A 19,566-nucleotide genomic window follows, 5' to 3' on the forward strand; every position below is an offset into this window, starting at 1 on the left:
CTAGAAAGAAGTGCGCGAGAGCGGCGAGCCTATCCACACACCTTCGGCTCCAAGATACTCTTGCTTTTGTCCTTCAATAAGAAACTGTACCGATTTTACGGTTGAGAACTCCGTTGCCGTGAATACCACTTGCAAGAGCTGCGCCAAGGCGCCGTCGATACCGTATTGATTAAACTGAAATTCTTCGCTCACATTGATAAATGCGACACCGTCTCTGACCCATGCGGAGCGAAGCTTAGTGCCGGGCGGAATAAGTGTCCGTACTCCCTGCTTTAACTCGTCTACAGTAGGAGCGGCAAAAAGCGCTTCAAGCGCATCGCTCATCGGCGCATCGGACTTAGGAAGCAAACGGGTCGCGCTCTTAGGAATGAGTTTTCCGTCCGCATCTACCCGTACCCAATATATAACCGCTTTTCTTACCGCCGCCGATCGATTTTTATCGGTTTCGGGTTTTGCCGGTGTCGCTACATGAGGTTTCTGAACTGATGAAGCAACAGATTGCGGCTGTTGTGCGGTTGTAGTGCTGTTGCGCTGCGGCGAAGTCCGTTCATCAGCCGGTTTGGGCGTTGTCGGACTTGGTACAGTTGTTTGTCCGCTATTTTGCTGCGAATTAGCCCGATGATTATTTTCAGGCTGAGGTTTCTTTACTTGCTCATTATTACGCGTATTGGAAGCTCCGGATTTTTCCGATGCAGCGGGTTGCTTATGGGTATCTTGATGCGGCTGTGCAGATCCGCTGTTGGTTTCCTGTTCAGGTTCTTTACTTCCGTCTCCTCTTACAGGATCAGTATCTCCGCTATCTTCCTTAGATTGAATGTTAGGCAGTGCTTGTGAAGATTCTTGCGATGTTTCGGTTTTATCTTTTAAGAATATAGTTCTTGCGTTTGTTTTATCTAAAACAAAAGATATTGTATCTTTATTCAAGAAAAAAAGTACCGCGATTAATAAAATAAATACAATCCAAAAGAGACAGCCGAGCGATATTTTTCTTTTTGTACGTTTTGCCATAGATGATATCATACGATACTTTATAGCCTATATGCAAGTAGCCGAAAACAAGATCGTGCATCTCAAAGAACTCGGGTGGTTTTTGCTCACTTTCCGATAAACGATTGAGTATAACGGGTATTTAACCGAAAATAAAAGTATGAGAGTGCTTTTATATGATCAAGATCTGCAAAGAAATAAAAGTCTCCACCGGTATCTCGAAGATGCCAACATACAAGTCGCGGCTGCTTATTGCTTAAAGGATTTTCTCTCCAAGTTCAAAAGCCCGTCACTCAAAGTTTTACTTATCGAACACAGTAGAATTCAGCACTATAATATCGACATTGAAGAATTACTTGAAAAACTCGGCTTAACTTTTACCGTGATCGACTATACCGAAACAGAAACAAGCTTTGATTTTACCGTTCATTACCTATCATCATATTACTACTTTCCATTTACAACCGAAAAAGACAAAGAACTGATTAAAAAAGTTAAAAAGAGGCTTCGAAAGTATAAGAAACAAAAAGAAAAATCGGCAGCTGAAATAGAACATCAAGCAATCAAGGCTTATTCTGCCAATGCGAGCAGTGTCAGTCAAGTCATGGATCATTTCACAGAGAAACAAAAACAACTGATTACAAGATTATTAGAAAAGAAAGACGGAATAAATGTAGAAGAAATTATTGAATTATTAAATGCCAAAACGGTTAAAAACAGTCAAAACTACGCACAAACACATATCTACCGGCTTAGGAATAAGCTCAATCGTCTACTCGGCGATGAATACATTATTTCCTATAAAAATCACACATACCAGCTGCTTTGTATCCATAAATGACAATTACTGTAAACCGTCACCCTATATCATGAAAAACTACAAAACAATATCTTACCGTAGAAAGAGTTCAATCTACGGTAAGATGACAAACTTTCACTATTTCGATAAAACGGCAGCGATGCGCTCAAGAACCTTTTTGCGATCGAGCGGTTTAACAATGTAGTTTTTTGCTCCAAGCAGCAGAGATTTCTTTACCAACTCTTCTTTTCCAAGTGCGCTGATCATAACAACCTTTGCATTTTTATCAAAGGCCATTATCTGTTCAAGAGCCGTAATACCGTCCATTTTGGGCATCGTGATATCCATTGTAACAAGGTCAACATTCGGACACAACTCTTTGTATTTTTCAACACCTTCAAAACCGTCAGCAGCAGTTGCAATAACTTCGTAGCCTTCGCTGGTTAAAATCTGACCGATCTGTTTAGAAACGAAAATAGAATCATCTACCACCAGGACTTTATAAGCTGAACCATCAGCTCTTACACCGCCCGGGGCACGTTCGTTAATAGACGGAAAATCTTGTTTAGAAATCATAGCCTACTCCTCTTAAGCTCTGTCGCGAATAGCAACGTTTATTTCAACTTTACCTTGCGCCGTTTCCATCGGTACAATCAATGCTTCAATATCACTGCTCGATATTGACATATTATCACCGGTGAAAAGAGCAGGCGGGGTTAAATCGAATTTAAACCCGAGATCATGCAGTTTTGTTACTGCTTGTGCGGTAATGAGATTCGCAAGTTCCGTGATCGTCGCACGCCCCAGTTCATCAAATTCGGTGAACTCTTCTTGATTCATCGCCGATGCGATCTTCAATGCCGTTTCCGGTGTCATATCAAAAATAACCCGCCCTTCAACATCACCGGCCAAACCTACAATTGCCGCAACGCCCATCACAGGCATACAAGTAGATTTCAAATACAAGTCACCGCGTTTAACTTCACCGCCGAGCACTTGCACTAAGATGTTATAGGCAGCTTCACTAAACGGATTGATATACTCTACACGCATCAAAATCTCCTTCTAAAAAAATTAAACGAACAATAACATCCGTCACGGTACGAGGTCCGTTTTCAGTTTTATACAAACTGCGCATGACAACCGTTTATTAAAAGGCTGCCAGCCCTCTGTTTATCAATAATCAAAAATCGATATTGATCTTCGATTATCCGCTACAATCTACTCTCGTGAGAAAGTAGTTATATCCCCCATCACTTGCCGCATCCATCCGCTCTGTTTCGGCATCATTTCATTTGCACCCAAGATAACAATACCGGTTGTTTTCAGTTTATCCCTAAATTCTTCCAATAAGATGCTTTGCTTTTCCGTTTTGATAAATGATAATACATCACGAGCAAGGATAATATCAACATCCGGCAGTGTATTTTGGTGCAAACAATCATGGTATTCAAACAAGATCATATCTTTTATTTCCTGATTGAAGCTATATGAATCATTTACCCCTTTGACCAAATACGGTTTAAATCTATTGATCACCTGATCTTCAGGAACAGTCAGCATCGGCGCATTAGAAATAGCCAACAAGTCAGCATCATTAGCATAAATTCTGATTGCAGCGCGGGGATATTTTTGCTTCAACAGTACCGCAAGGCTGTATGTCTCATATCCCGAATCGCAACCGACATTCCAAACGGTAATAATCTTCGCATCATTATCGGGTAAGGCAGCCAATACCGTGTTCATATATGAATCAGACCAAAAGCGCCGTGTATTAGGCGAAAGAAAATTACTCAAAAACTCCCGTGCTTGGTCTTCAGATTGTATTTGGATGCTTGAAGCGACCCGCATATCCCGCCATTCATAGTATCGTTTTTCAAGCCATGCAGCATTGACGGGAGAAGGATAGAACTGACCGAGAGCGGCGAGCGTATCTCCAATAAAACGGATATCAAGCGCATCATTTGACTGAGCAACATCTGTTCCAGGACTTTGCTTCGCAGAATCGTCAACCGGCAGAGCCTCACCTTCGGCAACGGTCTCTTTTGTTTCCGTTACGGTACGGGAAGCAAAAATACGATCGACATCTAATAAAATATACAACTGCCCGGAATTTTCTACAACCCCATAAATATATTTAATATTTATATCACCAAAAATAGGATGCGGCGGTTGAATAGTATTTTTTGAAACGCCGACTACTTTATCAATCCGGTCAACAACAATACCGAAAGTCTGATCATCAACATTAATGATAACCATACTTTCAACAGTATCCTTTGCACGCTGCTTAATCGGAATATTGAAAAAAATACGCAAGTCGATGATCGGAATAATATCACCGCGCAGGTTATACACTCCAAGTACAAAAGGCGCCGTATTCGGTACATAAGTAAAATTATTCGCTTTTGCAATCTCTTTTACTTTCATAATATCGATTGCATAATCTTTTTCAGCAAGGGAAAAAGTTATCATCTTAAAATCGATAATCGAAAGAGGTTCGCTTATATACTCGTCTTGCAGTTCTTCATTTATGCTTGCATTCAACTCGGTTTTTTCCATAGTCATTTAATCCCCTTTTACCAGATGGAAGCCTCGCGCCGTTCACGGGCATGCATTTCCTGTTTTAAGCCCAAATCAAGCAATTGCCCGACATCGATAATCAGTGAAACGGAACCATCCCCTAAAATTGAAGCGCCGGCGATTCCCGGAGAATTGGTAAACTGATCTTTCAAAGGCTTAATAACGACATCTTCTTCACCAATAAGGCTATCGACCATTAATCCGACTTTCTTTTCTGCTGTTCCGACAATAACGATATAATGATGACCGTCATCGCCTTTTTCTGCAGAAGGAACACCGAACAACCTATTTAACCGCAATAAACTGATAACTTCGTTACGAACATTAAATACTTCATAACTGTCAATACGGTTAATTTCTTCGCTGCGCACGCGATGACTTTCAATAACGGAAGTAATCGGGATAGAATACACTTCTTCGCCGACACGTATCAACAAACCTTGGATAATTGCAAGCGTCAGCGGTAATTTTATCGTAAAACGGGTTCCTCTATTTCTTTCCGAAACAACGGTAACCGTTCCATTAAGCTTTTCAATATGCGTCTTCACAACATCCAGTCCGACACCTCGTCCCGACACACTGGAAATCGTTTTTGATGTTGAAAACCCTGGTGCAAAAATGAGCTGATACGCTTCCACATCGGTGAGATTCTTACCGGGGTGCAAAAGACCGCGTTCAACAGCCTTTGCCTTTACAGCGTCAACATCGATACCTTTGCCGTCATCAGCAACTTCGATAACGATCATGTTACCTTCATTGCTCGCTTTGAGTAAAAGCGTACCCTGTTCGGATTTACCGAGTGCTTTTCGTTCTTCGGGAGTTTCAATACCATGATCCATCGAATTACGCACACAGTGCATAATCGGATCAAGAAGATCTTCGACAACCGATTTATCCAACTCGGTATCTTCACCTTCTATGACAAGCTGGATATTCTTATTTAACGTTTTAGAAAGGTCACGCACGACGCGAGGGAAGCGGCTGAAAATCTGACTGATGGGAACCATACGAATTTTCATCACGCCTTCTTGCAATTCGCCTGAAATACGACCCAAATTTTGGGCAGAAGAGCGGAATTTTGTAACCGAATACTTCATAGAGGTTTCGAACTGGCTAAAAAGTTCAAACATACCGGCATAATCTGCCGAAAGTTCCTTCTTAACGGTATTTAAATCGGCACCTTGTTGAAGTTTCTCCAGATAAGAGGGGAATTTATCCAGAAGCTTACGGATTCGGTCTTTATATTCACCATTTGCATTTTGGAAAAGCGCATAAAGCTCATTAAACTCCATCGCGCTTTGGTTAAGTGAGGCTTTGGTAATAACCGTTTCACTAACTAAGTTCAGCAAGTAGTCAATCCGTTTTGCATCAACACGCAACACCGATCCCGATGAGTGGGCTGCATTTGCAGCTGCAGCAGGAGCTTTTTTGGGATGCCCCACATCCCCCGCTGCTGCAGCAGGAGCTTCTGCGTGAGGTGCTTCATCTTTCTGTTCCGCACCGGCGGCAACAGGCTGAGTTTCTGCAACCGGCTGCACGGGAGTAGCAGGGCCTTCGGCTTTTATGTTCTTTGTTTTAGAAGCACTGCCTTCAGCACTGAAAGTTAACTCGTCGATTTCTGCATTAAGCGTTACATCGGGAATATTTGCAATCGACAACAAATTACTTTCACTTGCAGATGACGCAACATAATAGAGAACTTCAGGATGAAATTCATCTTCATAAAGAGCGTCAAAATCAGGAATAGTTTTAAGCACCAGTGCCGACTGCTTCAACGCAGCGAATACCTGAATACCGCCAACGGTATTCATTAAACTTGATTCATCAAATTGTACTCGAATGGCATACACCTTATTACCGGCAGGTACCGCTTCGCGTAATTCAAGGATTTCATATTCAGAAAGTAAAGAGGACGGATCAACCGCATTTTCATTGTTGGATTGAACAGCCTTCGCCTGAGGCTGTACGGCGGGTTTGGAAACCGGCTTCGGCTGCGAAGCTTTTGGAGCAGTCTTTTTGGTATCTTTGCTATCAGGTATATTTGACCGCAAACGAGCAACGGTTGGAGAAACATCTTCTTTATATATCTCACCATTAGCCCTTGCATCAAGCATAGCTTTAATAATATCCAAAGAGTACAACAAAAGATCAATGGTATCTTCAGTGACGGTAACCTTATTTGACCGGATAGCATCAAGTAAGTCTTCTACGGCATGAGTGAAACCGGATAATTCACTCATTTCAACGGTTGCAGAGCCGCCTTTCAAAGTATGAGCCGCACGGAAAATCTCATCAATAGCTTCTTTATTGGTAGGATCCTGTTCAATAACAAGAATATTACTTTCCAGCTGCTCTACCTGCTGTTCTGCTTCACTAAAAAAGTCTTTCAATAACTCTTCATTATTGATATCCAGATAATCACTCATAGCAATAATTCTAATTGCTTTTCAAGATTAGTCAAGGTCTCGTTATACGAATTTTATTCTAATTTAAGATAGAGAAAAGTTTATTATAAAAGCATACCGGTTAACAGATGGCAACCGATACGCTTTTATTGTAGTATTTTTTTTACTTCAAAAACTTACAGTATTTCTCACGATATTCTTTGACTTCCGCGACAATTGCAGAAACATCAAGAACCATCTCCATCATACTGATTTGTTCTTCATAGACCTTAGGATCTATTTGATTTTTGATTTCCGGTTCAACCACATGATAACACAAAAGTCCCAACGAGACTCCTGCCAATGGACCTGCAAAAGTAGGATCACCGTTTGTAACGGTTTCACAGGCAAGGCCTGACGATTCAGCTTCGGCACCGCCGAGAAGCACTACCGTGTTCTCGCAGCCGTACTTTTCAGCTAAATCTTTAACCCGCTTTTGGTTTTCCAAGTCCATTGCGCCTGCGCTTGTTCAGACGAAGCATTCGGTTGCCGCATAAACAACTTCAGCGCCCGCCGTCTCAGCACAAAGCTTTATGGCTTCCCCGGGAATGCCGTCGCGGTCACCGATAATGATAACCTTTTTGCCTTTTAATTCCATAGCATACCCTCCAAGGAAATTATCGAAACTTCTCAAAACCTGCTTGGATTTTTTGGAGTTTCCCCATATCTATCAAGAGAGATATTCTCCCTGATATTTCACTATTAATTAGGCTAAACGCTTTACAGATACTTTTGAAGCGTATCTTCAATCTGTTTTGCGTTTAAACCTTCACCGGTAAGGTGCTCCTTCTTTTCGCCGTCAACATAGATAAGAATTGAAGGCAGACCAAGTACCTGCTCTTTCATCGCGACTCTGCGTCCGAGGCCGATATCGAATGAGCAGAATTTCACCTTCCCGGTATAGCGCTCTGCCATTGCATGAACGTCAGGCATCAACTGCTTACACGGCACACAAGACTGAGACCAAAAATCGACCAATGTAACGCCTTTTGATCCGTGCACTTCTTGCTCAAATGAATCTTTTGTTAATTCAACCATTTTAGTCCTCCTATACGCCGCCGCTCAGTTTAACGTTGACAAGCGGTGGTGCTTGCATTATTTTGAAAGCTTCTGACGCGCTTTTATATCGTCGATATAGTTACCTGCCCAAATGCCTGCCAATGCTCCATCAGCCGCTGCAGTAACTACTTGACGGGATTCTTTTTGGATAACATCACCGGCGGCATAAATGCCCGGCACATTGGTTTCCATTCGCCCGTTGGTAATAATATATCCCGCCTCATCAAGCTTCACCATATCCTTTACCAGTTCAGTCTCGGGATCATGCCCGATAAATATGAATAAACCTTCGGTTTTAAAATCGGAAATTTCTCCGGTTTTCGTATCCCGAAGTTTTAAGTGAGACACAAGTCCGTCGCCGCATACTTCATCTACAACAGCATTCCACTTAAAAGCCATCTTAGGATTGGCAAATGCTTTTTCCTGAATAGACTTAGCTGCCCGCAGCTCATCACGGCGATGGATAATGGTTACCTTATCGGCAAACTTTGTCAGATACATAGCTTCTTCAACGGCCGCATCTCCGCCGCCGACAACAGCAATTTCGCATTCTTCAAAGAAAGCTCCATCGCACGTAGCGCAGTAGGAAACACCTTTCCCGCTGAATTCTTTTTCACCTTTACACCCAAGGGTACGAGCACCGGCGCCGGTTGCAATCAAAACGGCAAGCCCTTCATAGTCGGTACCATTGGTTCCATGCACGATATAATGGAGAGAGTCATTGCTCTTTTCAAGCTTTTCAGCACCCGTATTTACAAATACGACACCGAACTTCTCGGCATGCTTATGGAAAGCCTCACTGAGAGACGGACCGGTTGCCTCGGGAAAGCCGGGATAGTTTTCAATTTCTTCGGTAATATAACACTGACCGCCCGTATTCCGTTTTTGTTCCAAAACAACGGTCTTTAATTTTGAACGCGCAGCATAAATTCCGGCAGCCATTCCTGCAGGACCGCCGCCAACGATTATCAAATCATACTTTTCACTCATTGGTTCCCCCATGATTGAAGCAATTTATCACAAAAAATATCTTTTGGCTAGGTGCAATCAGGATAATCGCAGGGTAAACGCAGCAGGTAATTGTTTTACACCGATAGCTCTTGTGCGCTTTTAAGTGTGAGGCCTCTTTTATACGTGATATGTCCGTTTTCTTTGACAATCCATGTCTTTACGGTATCTTTTGCCCACAGCTCAAAATCTTTTCTAAAGATACCGTCTATGTCCGTTTCATCTTTGGGGGAAAACGATAATGTGCTATAGTAATGCTCTACCGTTTCTTGCCACGTTTCTTTATCCACTTTTCGTGTGTCATGTATTGATTTGTAAAATTCGGTCAGCGCCTTTTTATTCCGTTCGTCATAAATCAGTTTATAGTACACAGGATTGAGTAAAAAGCAAATTTTGCTTTCGTAACTATAAGCGCTGTACTGAGACTTATTCCATTCATATTTATTTGACAGTATTGCCTCTTTGTTTTTCCAAAGATCTTCACGAAACTCCTCTTTCTCCTCCGTTTCGACGGTGCGGCTGACGTGCCAATCTTTTCCAATCTGTTCTACGAGAGTTTTAAACGCCCCTTTGTCGTTCTTTGCGATTGCATTTAAAAGCTCTGCGCGGAACACATGCTTTACCGCAACATTTGCTTCCTCTTCCAAACAAATCATTTTGTTACTCATAAAAACACCCCTTTAATATTGTTCTCGCTTACAACGGCATATTAACAGTACCGTTGTTGCGGTTATAGACGCTCGCAGGGCAACCGCGTATCCCTATTTATTACGGTTCCCCTGCGATGTTTTTAGTTATATATGCAGCGGATTATTCATCCTTTGCAAACCATTCCGCCTTTGCTTTCATCTCGTCTGCATTCTCTTGATAGGTTTCCAACGAAGTCGCCGGAACTTTAATACTGCCTGCGCTTAAGCGGCTGCAGCCGCTAAACGCATAAATAAATTTACCATTGGGGTCCACGCATTTGAGCGTAACGGATGTCAGACTTGTACAGCCTGCAAAGCAGAAGCTCATATCCGTAACACTATCAGGGATATTCGGTACTTGCACAAGCTTTGTACAGTCTTCAAAGCAGAAGCTCATATTCGTAACACTATTAGGGATATTCGGTACGTGCTCAAGCTTTGTACAATCTGTAAAGCAGCTGCTCATATTCGTAACACTATTAGGGATATTCGGTACGTGCTCAAGCGCTGTACAGCCTTTAAAGCACCAGCTCATATTCGTAACACTATTAGGGATGTTCGGTACTTGAACAAGACTTGTACAACCGGAAAAGCAGCTGTACATATCCGTAACATCATTGGGGATGTTCGGTACGTGCTCAAGCTTTGTACAATCGGAAAAGCAGCTGTGCATATTCGTAACGCTATCAGGGATATTCGGTACGTGCTCAAGCTTTGTACAGCCGTTAAAGCAGAAGCTCATATTCGTAACGCTATCAGGGATATTCGGTACGTGCTCAAGCTTTGTACAATCTGTAAAGCAGAAGCTCATATTCGTAACACCATCAGGGATATTCGGCACTCGCTCAAGCTTTGTACAGTCTTCAAAACAGAAGCTCATATTCGTAACACTATTAGGGATATTCGATACGTGCTCAAGCTTTGTACAGCCTTTAAAGCAGCTGCTCATATTCGTAACACTATTAGGGATGTTCGGTACTTGAACAAGACTTGTACAACCGTTAAAGCAACTGGTCATATCCGTAACGCCTGCTATTGCCCCGAATTTGAGCGCTACCTTTTTCCGTCTGTTGCTGTTCAGTATTTGACCGAGCGGGCTTGCACTATCACTAATAGAGTTTCCTTCTACGTTTGGCGCCGTAAGACCGGTTACCTCGATGTAATAGATTCCGTCGGATGCAGGCTGTGTGCCGGTAAGATGGTCAGACAAGTTATCGTATGCGACCGGCGTATATACTATAGGCGTAAACGTTACATTGACCGTTGTGTTTTCGGTAACCTTTACCTTTGCAGTCCTATTTCCTGCTTGCCAATCTGCGATAAGCGCCTCTGTAGGAGTTACCGTCCACGTATCAACTCGATATCCGGGATTTGCAGTCGCGGTAAAGGTAATTTCGGTGTCTTTTGCTACCTTGCCTCCGGTAGGAATAACGGGATTTGCCGTAAGCTCCCCGTTTTCGCCGTTTACGTTAAATGTTACAGTAAACTTTTCCGGCTGTACTTCGCCTCCGTTGCTTACATTCGGCTTACAGCCCAGTACCAAAGCAGCAACTATCAGCGCTGCCGCTGCCAAATTCAAAAATGTAGTATTCTTTTTATGTATGGTTTTCATACGTTTCTCCTTCAAGTTTCTAAAATTCATAATTAGGAAGAAAGAAAATCAGAATTATGCATTCATAATTCTGAATTGATTTCATCCGGTATCGAACCAGACCGCCTGCCGTGAATTGCAGTACAAGGCGGAGTGAAATTTATAACTAATTATGAATTCATAATTCATAATTAATAATTGAGTAGGGCCAAGATGTATTGCGGAATCTTTGGAATAGATAACGTACTTTGCGGTTTGTTTTTGCGTGTAAAGTGAGAAAAGATAGTAGTGTCTATGAAAAGTAGATAAAAAGTTATCTAAATAAAGTTCAAGCTGTGAGCTGTGAGCTGTGAGCTGTGAGCTGTGAGCTGTGAGCTGTGAGCTGTGAGAATTATGCCGTCGATTATGCGCGTGTCAAGCCCCTTTTGAAAATATGCGGGCATCTGCGTTGTCGCTACACCGAAATAAATGCTCAACGTATACCCGATACGCTTCCGCTTTATTTCGGCTAGGCTCCTAGCATCTGCTTCGCATATTTTCAAAAGGCTTACGGAAGGCGGTTTTGACTGCGGATATGCGGTGTGTCGGCTCGGCATGGTTATGATTATAGGGCTAAAAATGAGATAATGCAAGGGAAAAAACAATGGGCAATGGGTAATTGGAATTACGCATCACCGATTACCCATTGCCAATTCTTTGGCCGCCCTTTTCTACTCCTTTACCGCTCCGGCGGCAAGGGACTTGAGCAGGAATTTCTGTTCTGCCATAAACAACAGCGTAAACGGCACTGCAACGTATGATAAAAGGAGCGCATAACCGGACAGTACTACTTATCTTCACAGGCAATCGGTAATCGTTATTAGGATAAAACGATATAGCCATAATGTTAAATGGAAATTCGCACTTTAAGGTCATCCCCATTGATGCAGACCCGTCAAGGCAAGATTGACAGAATTGAAAATTCACGGCAAAATACACTGTTGTAATGTTAGTAAGGTATACTCGAAATAATACGAATAAAAAGCTATCAAAAGCGCTTATATATACGGCAACGGAACACTCTATTGATCCTCGTAAGGTGGACAGCGAGGCTATCCGTATCATCAGCGGGCTGCATAACGCAGGTTATGAGGCTTATATTGTCGGCGGCGCTGTCCGTGATTTACTAATTGGGAAAACGCCGAAAGACTTTGATATTGCTACATCGGCGGAACCTGCCCGTATCCGCAAAATTTTTAAAAACTCCCGGCTCATCGGAAAGCGGTTTCGGTTGGTGCATATTTTTTACGGTTCTAAAATATATGAGGTTTCTACCTTCCGCTCAATCGAAGAAGGTTCCGTCGGCAATACATTCGGCACTATCGACGAAGATGTACGGCGCCGTGATTTCACTTTAAATGCGCTCTACTATGATCCGATAAAAAATATTATTGTCGATTATGTCGGCGGTGTGGAAGATATCCGCAAAAAACAGCTGCACCCGATTATCAATCTGTCGCATATCTTTGCAGAAGATCCGGTGCGGATGCTCCGTGCCGTCAAATACGCAACCATTACCGGAGCAGCAATCCCGCTGCTACTCCGCTGCCGCATTCATCGCGATGCACCGCTTATTGAATACACCTCGCCTTCCCGTTTAACCGAGGAAATAAGCAAAATCCTCATGAGCGGTCATGCAGCAGAGATTCTTAAAATGCTTCTGCATTATCGGCTCTTTCTCTATTTACAGCCTTCGGCATTTTCATTTATCGAAGATTCGCCCCATTTTTCCGAACACTATTTTGCAAGTATGGAAGAGCTTGACGGATTAATTGCAGAACACAAAATTCAGCGGCAGGGACAAGCATTGGTATACCTCATCCGTGATTTTTTACAACTGATTACCGATTGGGAAGAAGAACCGCGGGCGGTTTATAAGGCGGTATATGCCGAATGCCGCCATTTTGTCCTGCCGATGAATCCGCAACGAACTGAGCTTGAATATGCAGTAAAATACTGTCTCAGAAAAGGCGGCTTGGACATACGGCTTACCGGTACGGCAAAAACAAAAGAAGCCCCTAAACGCCGCCCGCGAGGCGCTATACGCCAAAATACTCCTGCAAAGCAAGGCGGGCGGGTATCGGGAAAGCGAAAAACCGCATCTTCTCTTACCGAAGCAAAGCGGTAGTCAGCCACGGAATATACGTAACCAGCAACAAAATAATACTTTGAATACCGAGAAAGGGGAGAATATTCTTTACTATCTTAACAACCGACTTATTGAACGTATAACTCGCGATAAATAAATCCATCCCAATGGGCGGTGTTAAAAAACCGAGCGCAAGGTTCATCAAAAAAATAACGGCAGTATGGATAGGATGAATACCAAAGGATTCGGCAATCGGCATAATAAGCGGTGAAACCACCAGAATTGCAGAATATAAATCCATAATACAGCCGACAAAGAGCAACAGTATATTTAACAGCAGCAAAAACACATATTTTGAATGTATATACGTCTGCACGATGTCCGTTAAAATTGCCGGTATATTCGCATCAATCAAATAATAGGCTAAACCCTTCGCCGCACCGATGATAATAAGAACTCCGCCGGCGACAGGAATACTTTTCAATACAAAAGCAGCAGCCGTTTTCCATGAAAAATCGCGGCGAATAACGACTTCCAATACGCAGGTATAAAGCACAGTGAAAGCAGCCGTTTGAAGGAGCGAGAAAAGCCCTGAAAAATAGAGAACGATAATAAACACCGGCAACAACAGCTCAAAAAAACTGCCGAAGAACGCCGTTTTCAGTACAGCCCATGAAAACGGTATCCGTGCTTTTGAACGATCCCGTATTACACCGATAACAATCATCGACAACGTAAGCAAAAGCCCCGGAAAAATCGCACCTTTAAATACGTCGAAGATATCAATGGTCATAATATTGGTTACGCCGAAGATGATAATTGCCATACTGGGCGGGAAAAGGATACCAAGCGAGCCGGAGGCGGTAATAAGCGATTCGGAATCATCTTTTGAATAGCCGTTTCCGGTTAAAATAACACTGATAAGCGGGCCGAGTGCTAAAATAGTTACCCCTGATGCGCCGGTAAAAGTGGTAAAAAAAGTGAGGACGAGTACGGAAGCAATAACCACTCCGCCTCTTATCCAGCCGACACTATTGCGGACAAGTTCCATTAACCGCTTTCCGGCACTTCCTTCTGCGAGCAAACAGCCTGCAATGGTAAAAAGCGGAATGGCCGCGATACTTGTATCCGTTAAAATGTGATACATTTCCAGCGGAATCACATCAACATACCCGCCGCCTTGGCTGAATGCCGTATACGTAATTCCCAGCAATACGATAAAAAGCGGCAATCCGAAAAGAGCTGCGGCAATAAGTCCCAGGATGAGCGGCAACATCAACGGAGCACTCAAAGACTGCCAAAATGAGGCGCAGGCAGTAAAAAACGGGATGTCTTTTTCTAAGAGCGTATATACAATAACGGCAATAGAGCCGCAACTGATAAACAAACCGGCGGCAAGTCCTACCAAAGAGGAAACAAGAGAACCGCGCTTTTTAAAACATAAAAAGAGCTGGGCAAAAAACATCAACGGCAGCGCACCAAAGATAAACCGTACCGGCAGACCCCATAAAAGATCCGAAGCATCTATGACAACTAAGATATTCGGGAAACAAGCAAAAAAGATTGCCGTAAGAACGGCTGCCGTTATACCGTTATTGATTTGGCTGACAATTGTTTTAAGCCGATCGGACAGTTTAAGATTAAAGACCTCGATATTCAACTGTTTGTGATCTGCGCTGGTAATCATACCCGCAAAGCACGCAAAAATAAAGACGGTATGAATAACCAGCCGCTCTCCATCCAACACCGGAATACCGCCGACATCGCTGATGAAAAAAAATATAATCGGCAATACGACTAATATACCAACCAGAAAAAGTACGAATATATTGACAGTCTTTCTCATATTCTTATCGTACAGTTATTTACGCATCGGAGCGATGAGTTTTTGAATATTTTGATACATCTCCATATCAAATGCATTCGGAAATGCCCGATGGATATCATTAATATTCACACTGAACTCTTCTTCCCACTTCTTCAGTTCTTCCTTAGAAGGACGAATCATCGTAACCCCGCTTGCTTCCATTTTACGTACGCAGTCGGCATCCGAATCATCAAGTGCATCGTTGAGACGTTTTCTTGCCTTTTCCATTGCTTCTTTCATCGCAGCATGATATTTCGTAGGAATTTTATTCCATGAAGCTTTTGAAATAACAAAACCAGCCATAATAGGACACAGTTTTGTATCAAGCGCATAGCTTATATCTTTGTAATACCCTCCGACATAGGCTAAAAGATGCACGGCAAAAAAACCGCTGATACCGTTCTTGCTTTTCAACATTTGAGAGAATTTTTGCGTAGGTACATCGACTACGTTAAAGCCGCTCAGTTTAAAGCTATCACTTAAAATAGGACTATCCAAACCGGCGACTGCCAATTTTATTTTCTTTAATTCGCCGAGTGTTTGGTAGGGTTCCTTTGTATAAAAAGAAAGCCATCCGACATTCGACCATGCGACCAATTCATAACCGGCCGCGTTAATTCTTGATTCTATTTTCTTACCGTATACACTGAGCACTTTATCGAGTTCTTGCTGATTTTGGAGTAAAAATGGAAGTGCAAGTGTATAGATATAAGCATCGGGAACTAATTCATGCAAACCGATCATCGTAAAGATTGCTCCATCCAACGGAGCCTGCTGCCCGGGGCGCGCTGCTTTAAGTTTTTGAATACCGGCTTTTTCTCCGCCGAGGGTTGTCATATTATAGATTTTTACCGTTACCTGTCCGTCGGTAATACGATTCCATTCTTCTGCAACTTTTTTAAGCTCAATGTCCCATGGAGAACGGGCAGGAGCAACGGTTGCTATCTTTAATACGATTTCTTCAGCGCTGACAAGAGCCGTTGAAGCAATAAACAATGTAACAAAGAGTGTCAAAATTTTTCTCACAGTATCTTCTCCTTGAATATAACTGATACACAGGTAAATCAATCACCTAAGAAGTAATCACCTTTCATTTTTTGCAGCCATCGAGCTTTTTCTTGGCTGAGGGTGATAGTAAGCTTATTATTCGGCTGGTTTGCAGAATCAATTTCCAATGCTTTGCGTAAGGCCTCGTCAAAACCGGCACTGTCCTGTGCAGGAATACAAAAGGTCTGTGCATAGAGGACATATACCGACGGCCGCTGCCCGCCGCTCAACTCCAGCGTTCTCTGATATGCATCTTCCGCTTTATCTGCACCTCCTCCCAAGGATTCAGGAGCAGCAGCATAAAAGGCCGTAAGAGTCTCCCAAATAGCACCGGCATTAAATCCAGGGTAAAGCGCTGCTGCCCGCTCAAGCATTGCTACAGCGCCCGGCACTGAGGTAAACACATCCGTATCCATCGGATCAAGTGAAAACGCCCCAAGAATACCGCAGCCTGCCCAATACAGCGATTCAACATCAGCGGCTTTACAGCGTGCAAGGAAAGCAGCGCTTTTGTCTTCCGTATAATGTGCCATCGCTTCTGCGAATCCCTTGTAAGCGGTGTCAAGCGATTGCATCACATAATCGGCTCCGCGGAGATAAAATTTTTTCGCACGCAAATACTCAAGATTCTTTTTTTGGAACTGCGTTTCAGGGATGTAATCGGCAGGGGTTTGAACAAAAGCATTCGCATACATGATATAGAGAGAACCGGACATAACGGCCAATCCGCGGTGTTTGGGATTACTGAGGTGCAATGTTTCATACATTTTTAATACTGTCGGAAACACTTCCGAGACTAGCTTTACATCATCTTCACCGGTGAGGGCTGCCGCAGCATCAATTCCTCCCGAAGCATCACTTTTCGGTGCAGGGAAAGGTGCAAGGGTGTTTGCAATACCGTTGAAAGCCATACGTTTAATAGAGCAGCCGCTCAAAAGCAGAAATAATCCCATTAGGTAAACGCATGTCTTTTTCAAATTTACATTCATCGGAAGTCTCTCCTTCTCGGTCTTTATTTAAGGGTTAATTCTTTTTGCCATTGATGAATAAAGGCTTCATAAGCGGCGATGGTTGCAGAAAGCACGATTTGCTGCACGGAACTCCGTCCTGTAGCATTATTACCATCAAAAACATAGAGCGAGTCGAGGATACCTTGTATATCGTCGATGGAGCAGCTTTGATCGGCAGCTCTCCGCCTGACAAGAAGACGGGTTTCATCATCGAAAACCTCTTGATATTTTTTATCTTCCCAGCCAACAATCTCGGACATAGAGTCGATTATAGAAGTTTTTATCGTTGAATGCAATATGATAGCTAGACATATTGAAATTTCTTTCTATTTTATGTCATACTGCTTTCCGCAAGGAGAATACGATGGAGTTTATACGCCAAGAAAATAGAATTTATGCCGAAAACGATACCGGAAAAGTTATTGCCGAGGTTACCTTTCCGCAGGAGAATGACTCGACGGTTTGCCTCGACCATACCTTTGTTGATAACTCGCTACGCGGACAGGGCGTTGCAGGGAAGCTCGTTAAAGAAGTCGTAGACTATGCTCAAAAGAACGGAAAAAAAATACGGCCTCAATGCTCGTATGCAGCCGATTGGTTCAATAAACATTCGGAATACGCGGATTTAGTCGCACATTAAAATTCAACGACTGTCACAATATGTTGGCAGTTGTTGAACTCCAAGATATATTAATGAGCATCTCTAAAAACTCAGGTATAGCTTTTAGAGATGCTCTACAATCTTAAGCGGCAGGACAGTGCGGAAAATATCGGTTATTTTTCCAGCACGGTGATTTCAACACGGCGATTCCGTGCTCGGTTCGCTTCCGTAGTATTAGGCGCAATCGGTTTTTCTGCGCCGAACCCGCGTGTAAAAACATGGTGTTGTTCTCTTACACCGAGTTCTACCAGATAATTTGCAACAGCCGCTGCCCGCTGCTCAGACAGCACCTGCCTTGCTTCAGCCGTACCCGCCAGCGCTGTATGTCCCGAAATCAATAACTCATAATCGGGATATGCGCTCAACAACTTTCCTATTTTTTCAATCTTTTCTTTTTCGGACGGCCGAAGTCGTGCAGAATCGGGTTCAAATTGAATATTTTCAAGGCTTATCGTGATTCCTTCATCACTTTTTTCTACGGTTGTATTCGAAATACCCATATCCCGGATATGTTTATCGAGCATTTCCGCTATTTTTTCCTTGTTCATACGCTGCAGCATCGTAATTTCAGCCTGTGCGGTACCGCGATATTCTATTACCGCCCCCGTGTTTAACTCCATCATGATGGTAAATACTTCGTCATAATAGGGGAGCATACCTGCATTACTATCCCAATAGAGGCGTTGCTTAGAATAGCCCATGGTACGGACAGGATATAGCATCGGTAATGTTGCGCTTCCGTTTCTTTTATTCTGGATATTTTTTAATGGAATATCATAATAAAGATCATAATTTACTTCTATTAATTGATAGGTTTTTCCTTCATGCTCGGCAAGACCTTTATATGTGTAAGTAACGTCGATAGGAACGACAAAAGGCTTTTGAATATTAAAGTTATCCCGCAGATCGTGTGCTTCGCTTGCAGTGTGCTGCCAACTTTCCCCTATTTTTACATCATGCTGAGGGAAAACCGGCACATTCCGCACCACCGGCATAAAATACTGTTCATCGATGGTGTAAATACCGAACTCATCTCGGCGGAATACGCTCGGATATTCGCGTCCCCACGAGAACGTCCTGTTGCTGTTTTGCTCACTTGTCATAAAAGTACAGGTATGAAGCGCGGAGGAAGGCTGTCCGTTTGATGCCGGTTGAACATCCGACACTTCCACGGTAACACGGTTGGTGATATAAGCCTGATGCGCAAATTGCCCGTTCAAATACACATCTTCAGTAACGGTAGAATTGATTCGGTAGGTATCCCCATCCCTAAAGTTGAACCGGAAGATTTCTGCATGCAGCGGAGATAATCCTCCTATTACAAAAAAAACGCCCAAAAAGAGAAGGCGTGAAAAACGCATCCGGGGAAAATGTTTAAGCCTGTTCATAGTACTCGAAAAAGAAAAAAGTAATTGCATACCGTACCCTAATATTTTCATAATTTTTTGTAAATATGTAACCTTTCTTTTTTTGTCTGTTTAAGTGGTGTATATTGCGATACGTACTATCAAAGAGTATTCAATGTACCTCCTTTACAGTTGCCCTGTAGGATTTTTTCCTCCTTTTGCCTACAGGGTTTTTTCTTTTTCAAGCCCTCCAGATAATGAACACCTACCATTCACTTCAAAGCTGACAGTGCAGGTGAATTGAATGTTCACCACCCGTTATATATAAAAAACCTCTAAAAACCGTT

At 42.9% G+C, this 19,566-nt stretch carries 19 protein-coding genes; 4 read left to right on the forward strand and 15 right to left on the reverse strand.

The window, feature by feature from the left end; genetic code table 11:
• Positions 1 to 1,008: a GerMN domain-containing protein gene (locus E4N66_RS08290; protein WP_253727628.1), complete on the reverse strand. Its 1,008-nt coding sequence runs from the start codon at positions 1,006 to 1,008 to the stop codon at positions 1 to 3.
• 139 nt (positions 1,009 to 1,147) lie between these two features.
• Here E4N66_RS08290 and E4N66_RS08295 point away from each other — a divergent pair, with 139 nt between their 5' ends.
• Positions 1,148 to 1,828, forward strand: coding sequence for a helix-turn-helix domain-containing protein (locus E4N66_RS08295; protein WP_253727629.1), 681 nt, complete (start codon positions 1,148 to 1,150; stop codon positions 1,826 to 1,828).
• A gap of 96 nt (positions 1,829 to 1,924) precedes the next feature.
• On the opposite strand, the gene E4N66_RS08300 is transcribed toward E4N66_RS08295, so the two are convergent.
• The 9 genes from E4N66_RS08300 to E4N66_RS08340 all read right to left on the reverse strand — a co-directional run bounded on the left by E4N66_RS08300 (position 1,925) and on the right by E4N66_RS08340 (position 11,181).
• Positions 1,925 to 2,362, reverse strand: a complete 438-nt coding sequence (locus E4N66_RS08300; protein ID WP_044012934.1) for a response regulator — start codon at positions 2,360 to 2,362, stop codon at positions 1,925 to 1,927.
• A 12-nt stretch (positions 2,363 to 2,374) separates the two neighbouring features.
• A complete protein-coding gene (locus E4N66_RS08305; RefSeq protein WP_044012935.1) occupies positions 2,375 to 2,839 on the reverse strand; it encodes a chemotaxis protein CheX in 465 nt (154 codons plus the stop codon).
• Positions 2,840 to 3,007: 168 nt separating this feature from the next.
• Positions 3,008 to 4,348, reverse strand: coding sequence for a CheR family methyltransferase (locus tag E4N66_RS08310; protein ID WP_253729443.1), 1,341 nt, complete (start codon positions 4,346 to 4,348; stop codon positions 3,008 to 3,010).
• Between the two features lie 17 nt (positions 4,349 to 4,365).
• Entirely contained in the window at positions 4,366 to 6,795 is a 2,430-nt protein-coding gene (locus E4N66_RS08315; RefSeq protein ID WP_253727630.1) for a chemotaxis protein CheA, read from the reverse strand.
• A 142-nt stretch (positions 6,796 to 6,937) separates the two neighbouring features.
• Positions 6,938 to 7,411 (reverse strand): glycine/sarcosine/betaine reductase complex selenoprotein A, encoded by a 474-nt coding sequence (gene grdA, locus E4N66_RS08320; RefSeq protein WP_253674162.1) that lies wholly within the window; start codon positions 7,409 to 7,411, stop codon positions 6,938 to 6,940.
• Between the two features lie 122 nt (positions 7,412 to 7,533).
• Entirely contained in the window at positions 7,534 to 7,851 is a 318-nt protein-coding gene (locus tag E4N66_RS08325; RefSeq protein ID WP_016524044.1) for a thioredoxin TrxA, read from the reverse strand.
• A gap of 57 nt (positions 7,852 to 7,908) precedes the next feature.
• Positions 7,909 to 8,862, reverse strand: coding sequence for a thioredoxin-disulfide reductase (gene trxB, locus E4N66_RS08330; protein ID WP_044012947.1), 954 nt, complete (start codon positions 8,860 to 8,862; stop codon positions 7,909 to 7,911).
• A gap of 95 nt (positions 8,863 to 8,957) precedes the next feature.
• On the reverse strand, positions 8,958 to 9,548 hold the full coding sequence (locus tag E4N66_RS08335) for a hypothetical protein (RefSeq protein WP_253727631.1): 591 nt from the start codon (positions 9,546 to 9,548) through the stop codon (positions 8,958 to 8,960).
• Positions 9,549 to 9,690: 142 nt separating this feature from the next.
• Positions 9,691 to 11,181, reverse strand: a complete 1,491-nt coding sequence (locus E4N66_RS08340; RefSeq protein WP_253727632.1) for a leucine-rich repeat protein — start codon at positions 11,179 to 11,181, stop codon at positions 9,691 to 9,693.
• Positions 11,182 to 11,786: 605 nt separating this feature from the next.
• On the opposite strand from E4N66_RS08340, the gene E4N66_RS08345 reads away from it, so the two are divergent.
• Positions 11,787 to 11,960 (forward strand): hypothetical protein, encoded by a 174-nt coding sequence (locus E4N66_RS08345; RefSeq protein ID WP_253727633.1) that lies wholly within the window; start codon positions 11,787 to 11,789, stop codon positions 11,958 to 11,960.
• A 185-nt stretch (positions 11,961 to 12,145) separates the two neighbouring features.
• Positions 12,146 to 13,327: a polynucleotide adenylyltransferase PcnB gene (pcnB, locus tag E4N66_RS08350; protein WP_253727634.1), complete on the forward strand. Its 1,182-nt coding sequence runs from the start codon at positions 12,146 to 12,148 to the stop codon at positions 13,325 to 13,327.
• On the opposite strand, the gene E4N66_RS08355 is transcribed toward pcnB, so the two are convergent.
• The 4 genes from E4N66_RS08355 to E4N66_RS08370 are packed head-to-tail and all read right to left on the reverse strand — an operon-like array spanning position 13,308 to position 17,472.
• Positions 13,308 to 15,134, reverse strand: coding sequence for a TRAP transporter large permease subunit (locus tag E4N66_RS08355; protein ID WP_253727635.1), 1,827 nt, complete (start codon positions 15,132 to 15,134; stop codon positions 13,308 to 13,310). The two genes, pcnB and E4N66_RS08355, sit on opposite strands and share 20 nt — an antisense overlap.
• A gap of 15 nt (positions 15,135 to 15,149) precedes the next feature.
• Positions 15,150 to 16,181, reverse strand: a complete 1,032-nt coding sequence (gene dctP, locus E4N66_RS08360) for a TRAP transporter substrate-binding protein DctP (protein WP_253727636.1) — start codon at positions 16,179 to 16,181, stop codon at positions 15,150 to 15,152.
• Between the two features lie 38 nt (positions 16,182 to 16,219).
• Positions 16,220 to 17,191: a TRAP transporter TatT component family protein gene (locus E4N66_RS08365; protein WP_253727637.1), complete on the reverse strand. Its 972-nt coding sequence runs from the start codon at positions 17,189 to 17,191 to the stop codon at positions 16,220 to 16,222.
• Positions 17,192 to 17,214: 23 nt separating this feature from the next.
• Positions 17,215 to 17,472, reverse strand: coding sequence for a hypothetical protein (locus E4N66_RS08370; protein ID WP_044012959.1), 258 nt, complete (start codon positions 17,470 to 17,472; stop codon positions 17,215 to 17,217).
• Between the two features lie 104 nt (positions 17,473 to 17,576).
• Between E4N66_RS08370 and E4N66_RS08375 the strand changes: the two genes are divergently transcribed.
• Complete coding sequence (locus E4N66_RS08375; RefSeq protein ID WP_253727639.1) at positions 17,577 to 17,852, forward strand: GNAT family N-acetyltransferase; 276 nt, start codon at positions 17,577 to 17,579, stop codon at positions 17,850 to 17,852.
• 134 nt (positions 17,853 to 17,986) lie between these two features.
• Here E4N66_RS08375 and E4N66_RS08380 read toward each other — a convergent pair whose 3' ends face one another.
• The gene (locus E4N66_RS08380) at positions 17,987 to 19,291 is read right to left on the reverse strand and encodes an OmpA family protein (protein WP_253727640.1); all 1,305 of its coding nucleotides are present in this window, start codon (positions 19,289 to 19,291) and stop codon (positions 17,987 to 17,989) included.
• Positions 19,292 to 19,566 lie beyond the last annotated feature (275 nt).

Source organism: Treponema sp. OMZ 857 (genome assembly GCF_024181085.1).
GTDB lineage: Bacteria > Spirochaetota > Spirochaetia > Treponematales > Treponemataceae > Treponema.

Coding starts and splice junctions, on each gene's coding strand:
- E4N66_RS08290 (WP_253727628.1), bottom strand. CDS start 1,008: ATGGCAAAACGTACAAAAAGAAAAATATCGCTCGGCTGTCTCTTTTGG.
- E4N66_RS08295 (WP_253727629.1), top strand. CDS start 1,148: ATGAGAGTGCTTTTATATGATCAAGATCTGCAAAGAAATAAAAGTCTC.
- E4N66_RS08300 (WP_044012934.1), bottom strand. CDS start 2,362: ATGATTTCTAAACAAGATTTTCCGTCTATTAACGAACGTGCCCCGGGC.
- E4N66_RS08305 (WP_044012935.1), bottom strand. CDS start 2,839: ATGCGTGTAGAGTATATCAATCCGTTTAGTGAAGCTGCCTATAACATC.
- E4N66_RS08310 (WP_253729443.1), bottom strand. CDS start 4,348: ATGGAAAAAACCGAGTTGAATGCAAGCATAAATGAAGAACTGCAAGAC.
- E4N66_RS08315 (WP_253727630.1), bottom strand. CDS start 6,795: ATGAGTGATTATCTGGATATCAATAATGAAGAGTTATTGAAAGACTTT.
- E4N66_RS08325 (WP_016524044.1), bottom strand. CDS start 7,851: ATGGTTGAATTAACAAAAGATTCATTTGAGCAAGAAGTGCACGGATCA.
- trxB (WP_044012947.1), bottom strand. CDS start 8,862: ATGAGTGAAAAGTATGATTTGATAATCGTTGGCGGCGGTCCTGCAGGA.
- E4N66_RS08335 (WP_253727631.1), bottom strand. CDS start 9,548: ATGAGTAACAAAATGATTTGTTTGGAAGAGGAAGCAAATGTTGCGGTA.
- E4N66_RS08340 (WP_253727632.1), bottom strand. CDS start 11,181: ATGAAAACCATACATAAAAAGAATACTACATTTTTGAATTTGGCAGCG.
- E4N66_RS08345 (WP_253727633.1), top strand. CDS start 11,787: ATGCAAGGGAAAAAACAATGGGCAATGGGTAATTGGAATTACGCATCA.
- pcnB (WP_253727634.1), top strand. CDS start 12,146: ATGTTAGTAAGGTATACTCGAAATAATACGAATAAAAAGCTATCAAAA.
- E4N66_RS08355 (WP_253727635.1), bottom strand. CDS start 15,134: ATGAGAAAGACTGTCAATATATTCGTACTTTTTCTGGTTGGTATATTA.
- E4N66_RS08365 (WP_253727637.1), bottom strand. CDS start 17,191: ATGAATGTAAATTTGAAAAAGACATGCGTTTACCTAATGGGATTATTT.
- E4N66_RS08370 (WP_044012959.1), bottom strand. CDS start 17,472: ATGTCCGAGATTGTTGGCTGGGAAGATAAAAAATATCAAGAGGTTTTC.
- E4N66_RS08375 (WP_253727639.1), top strand. CDS start 17,577: ATGGAGTTTATACGCCAAGAAAATAGAATTTATGCCGAAAACGATACC.
- E4N66_RS08380 (WP_253727640.1), bottom strand. CDS start 19,291: ATGCAATTACTTTTTTCTTTTTCGAGTACTATGAACAGGCTTAAACAT.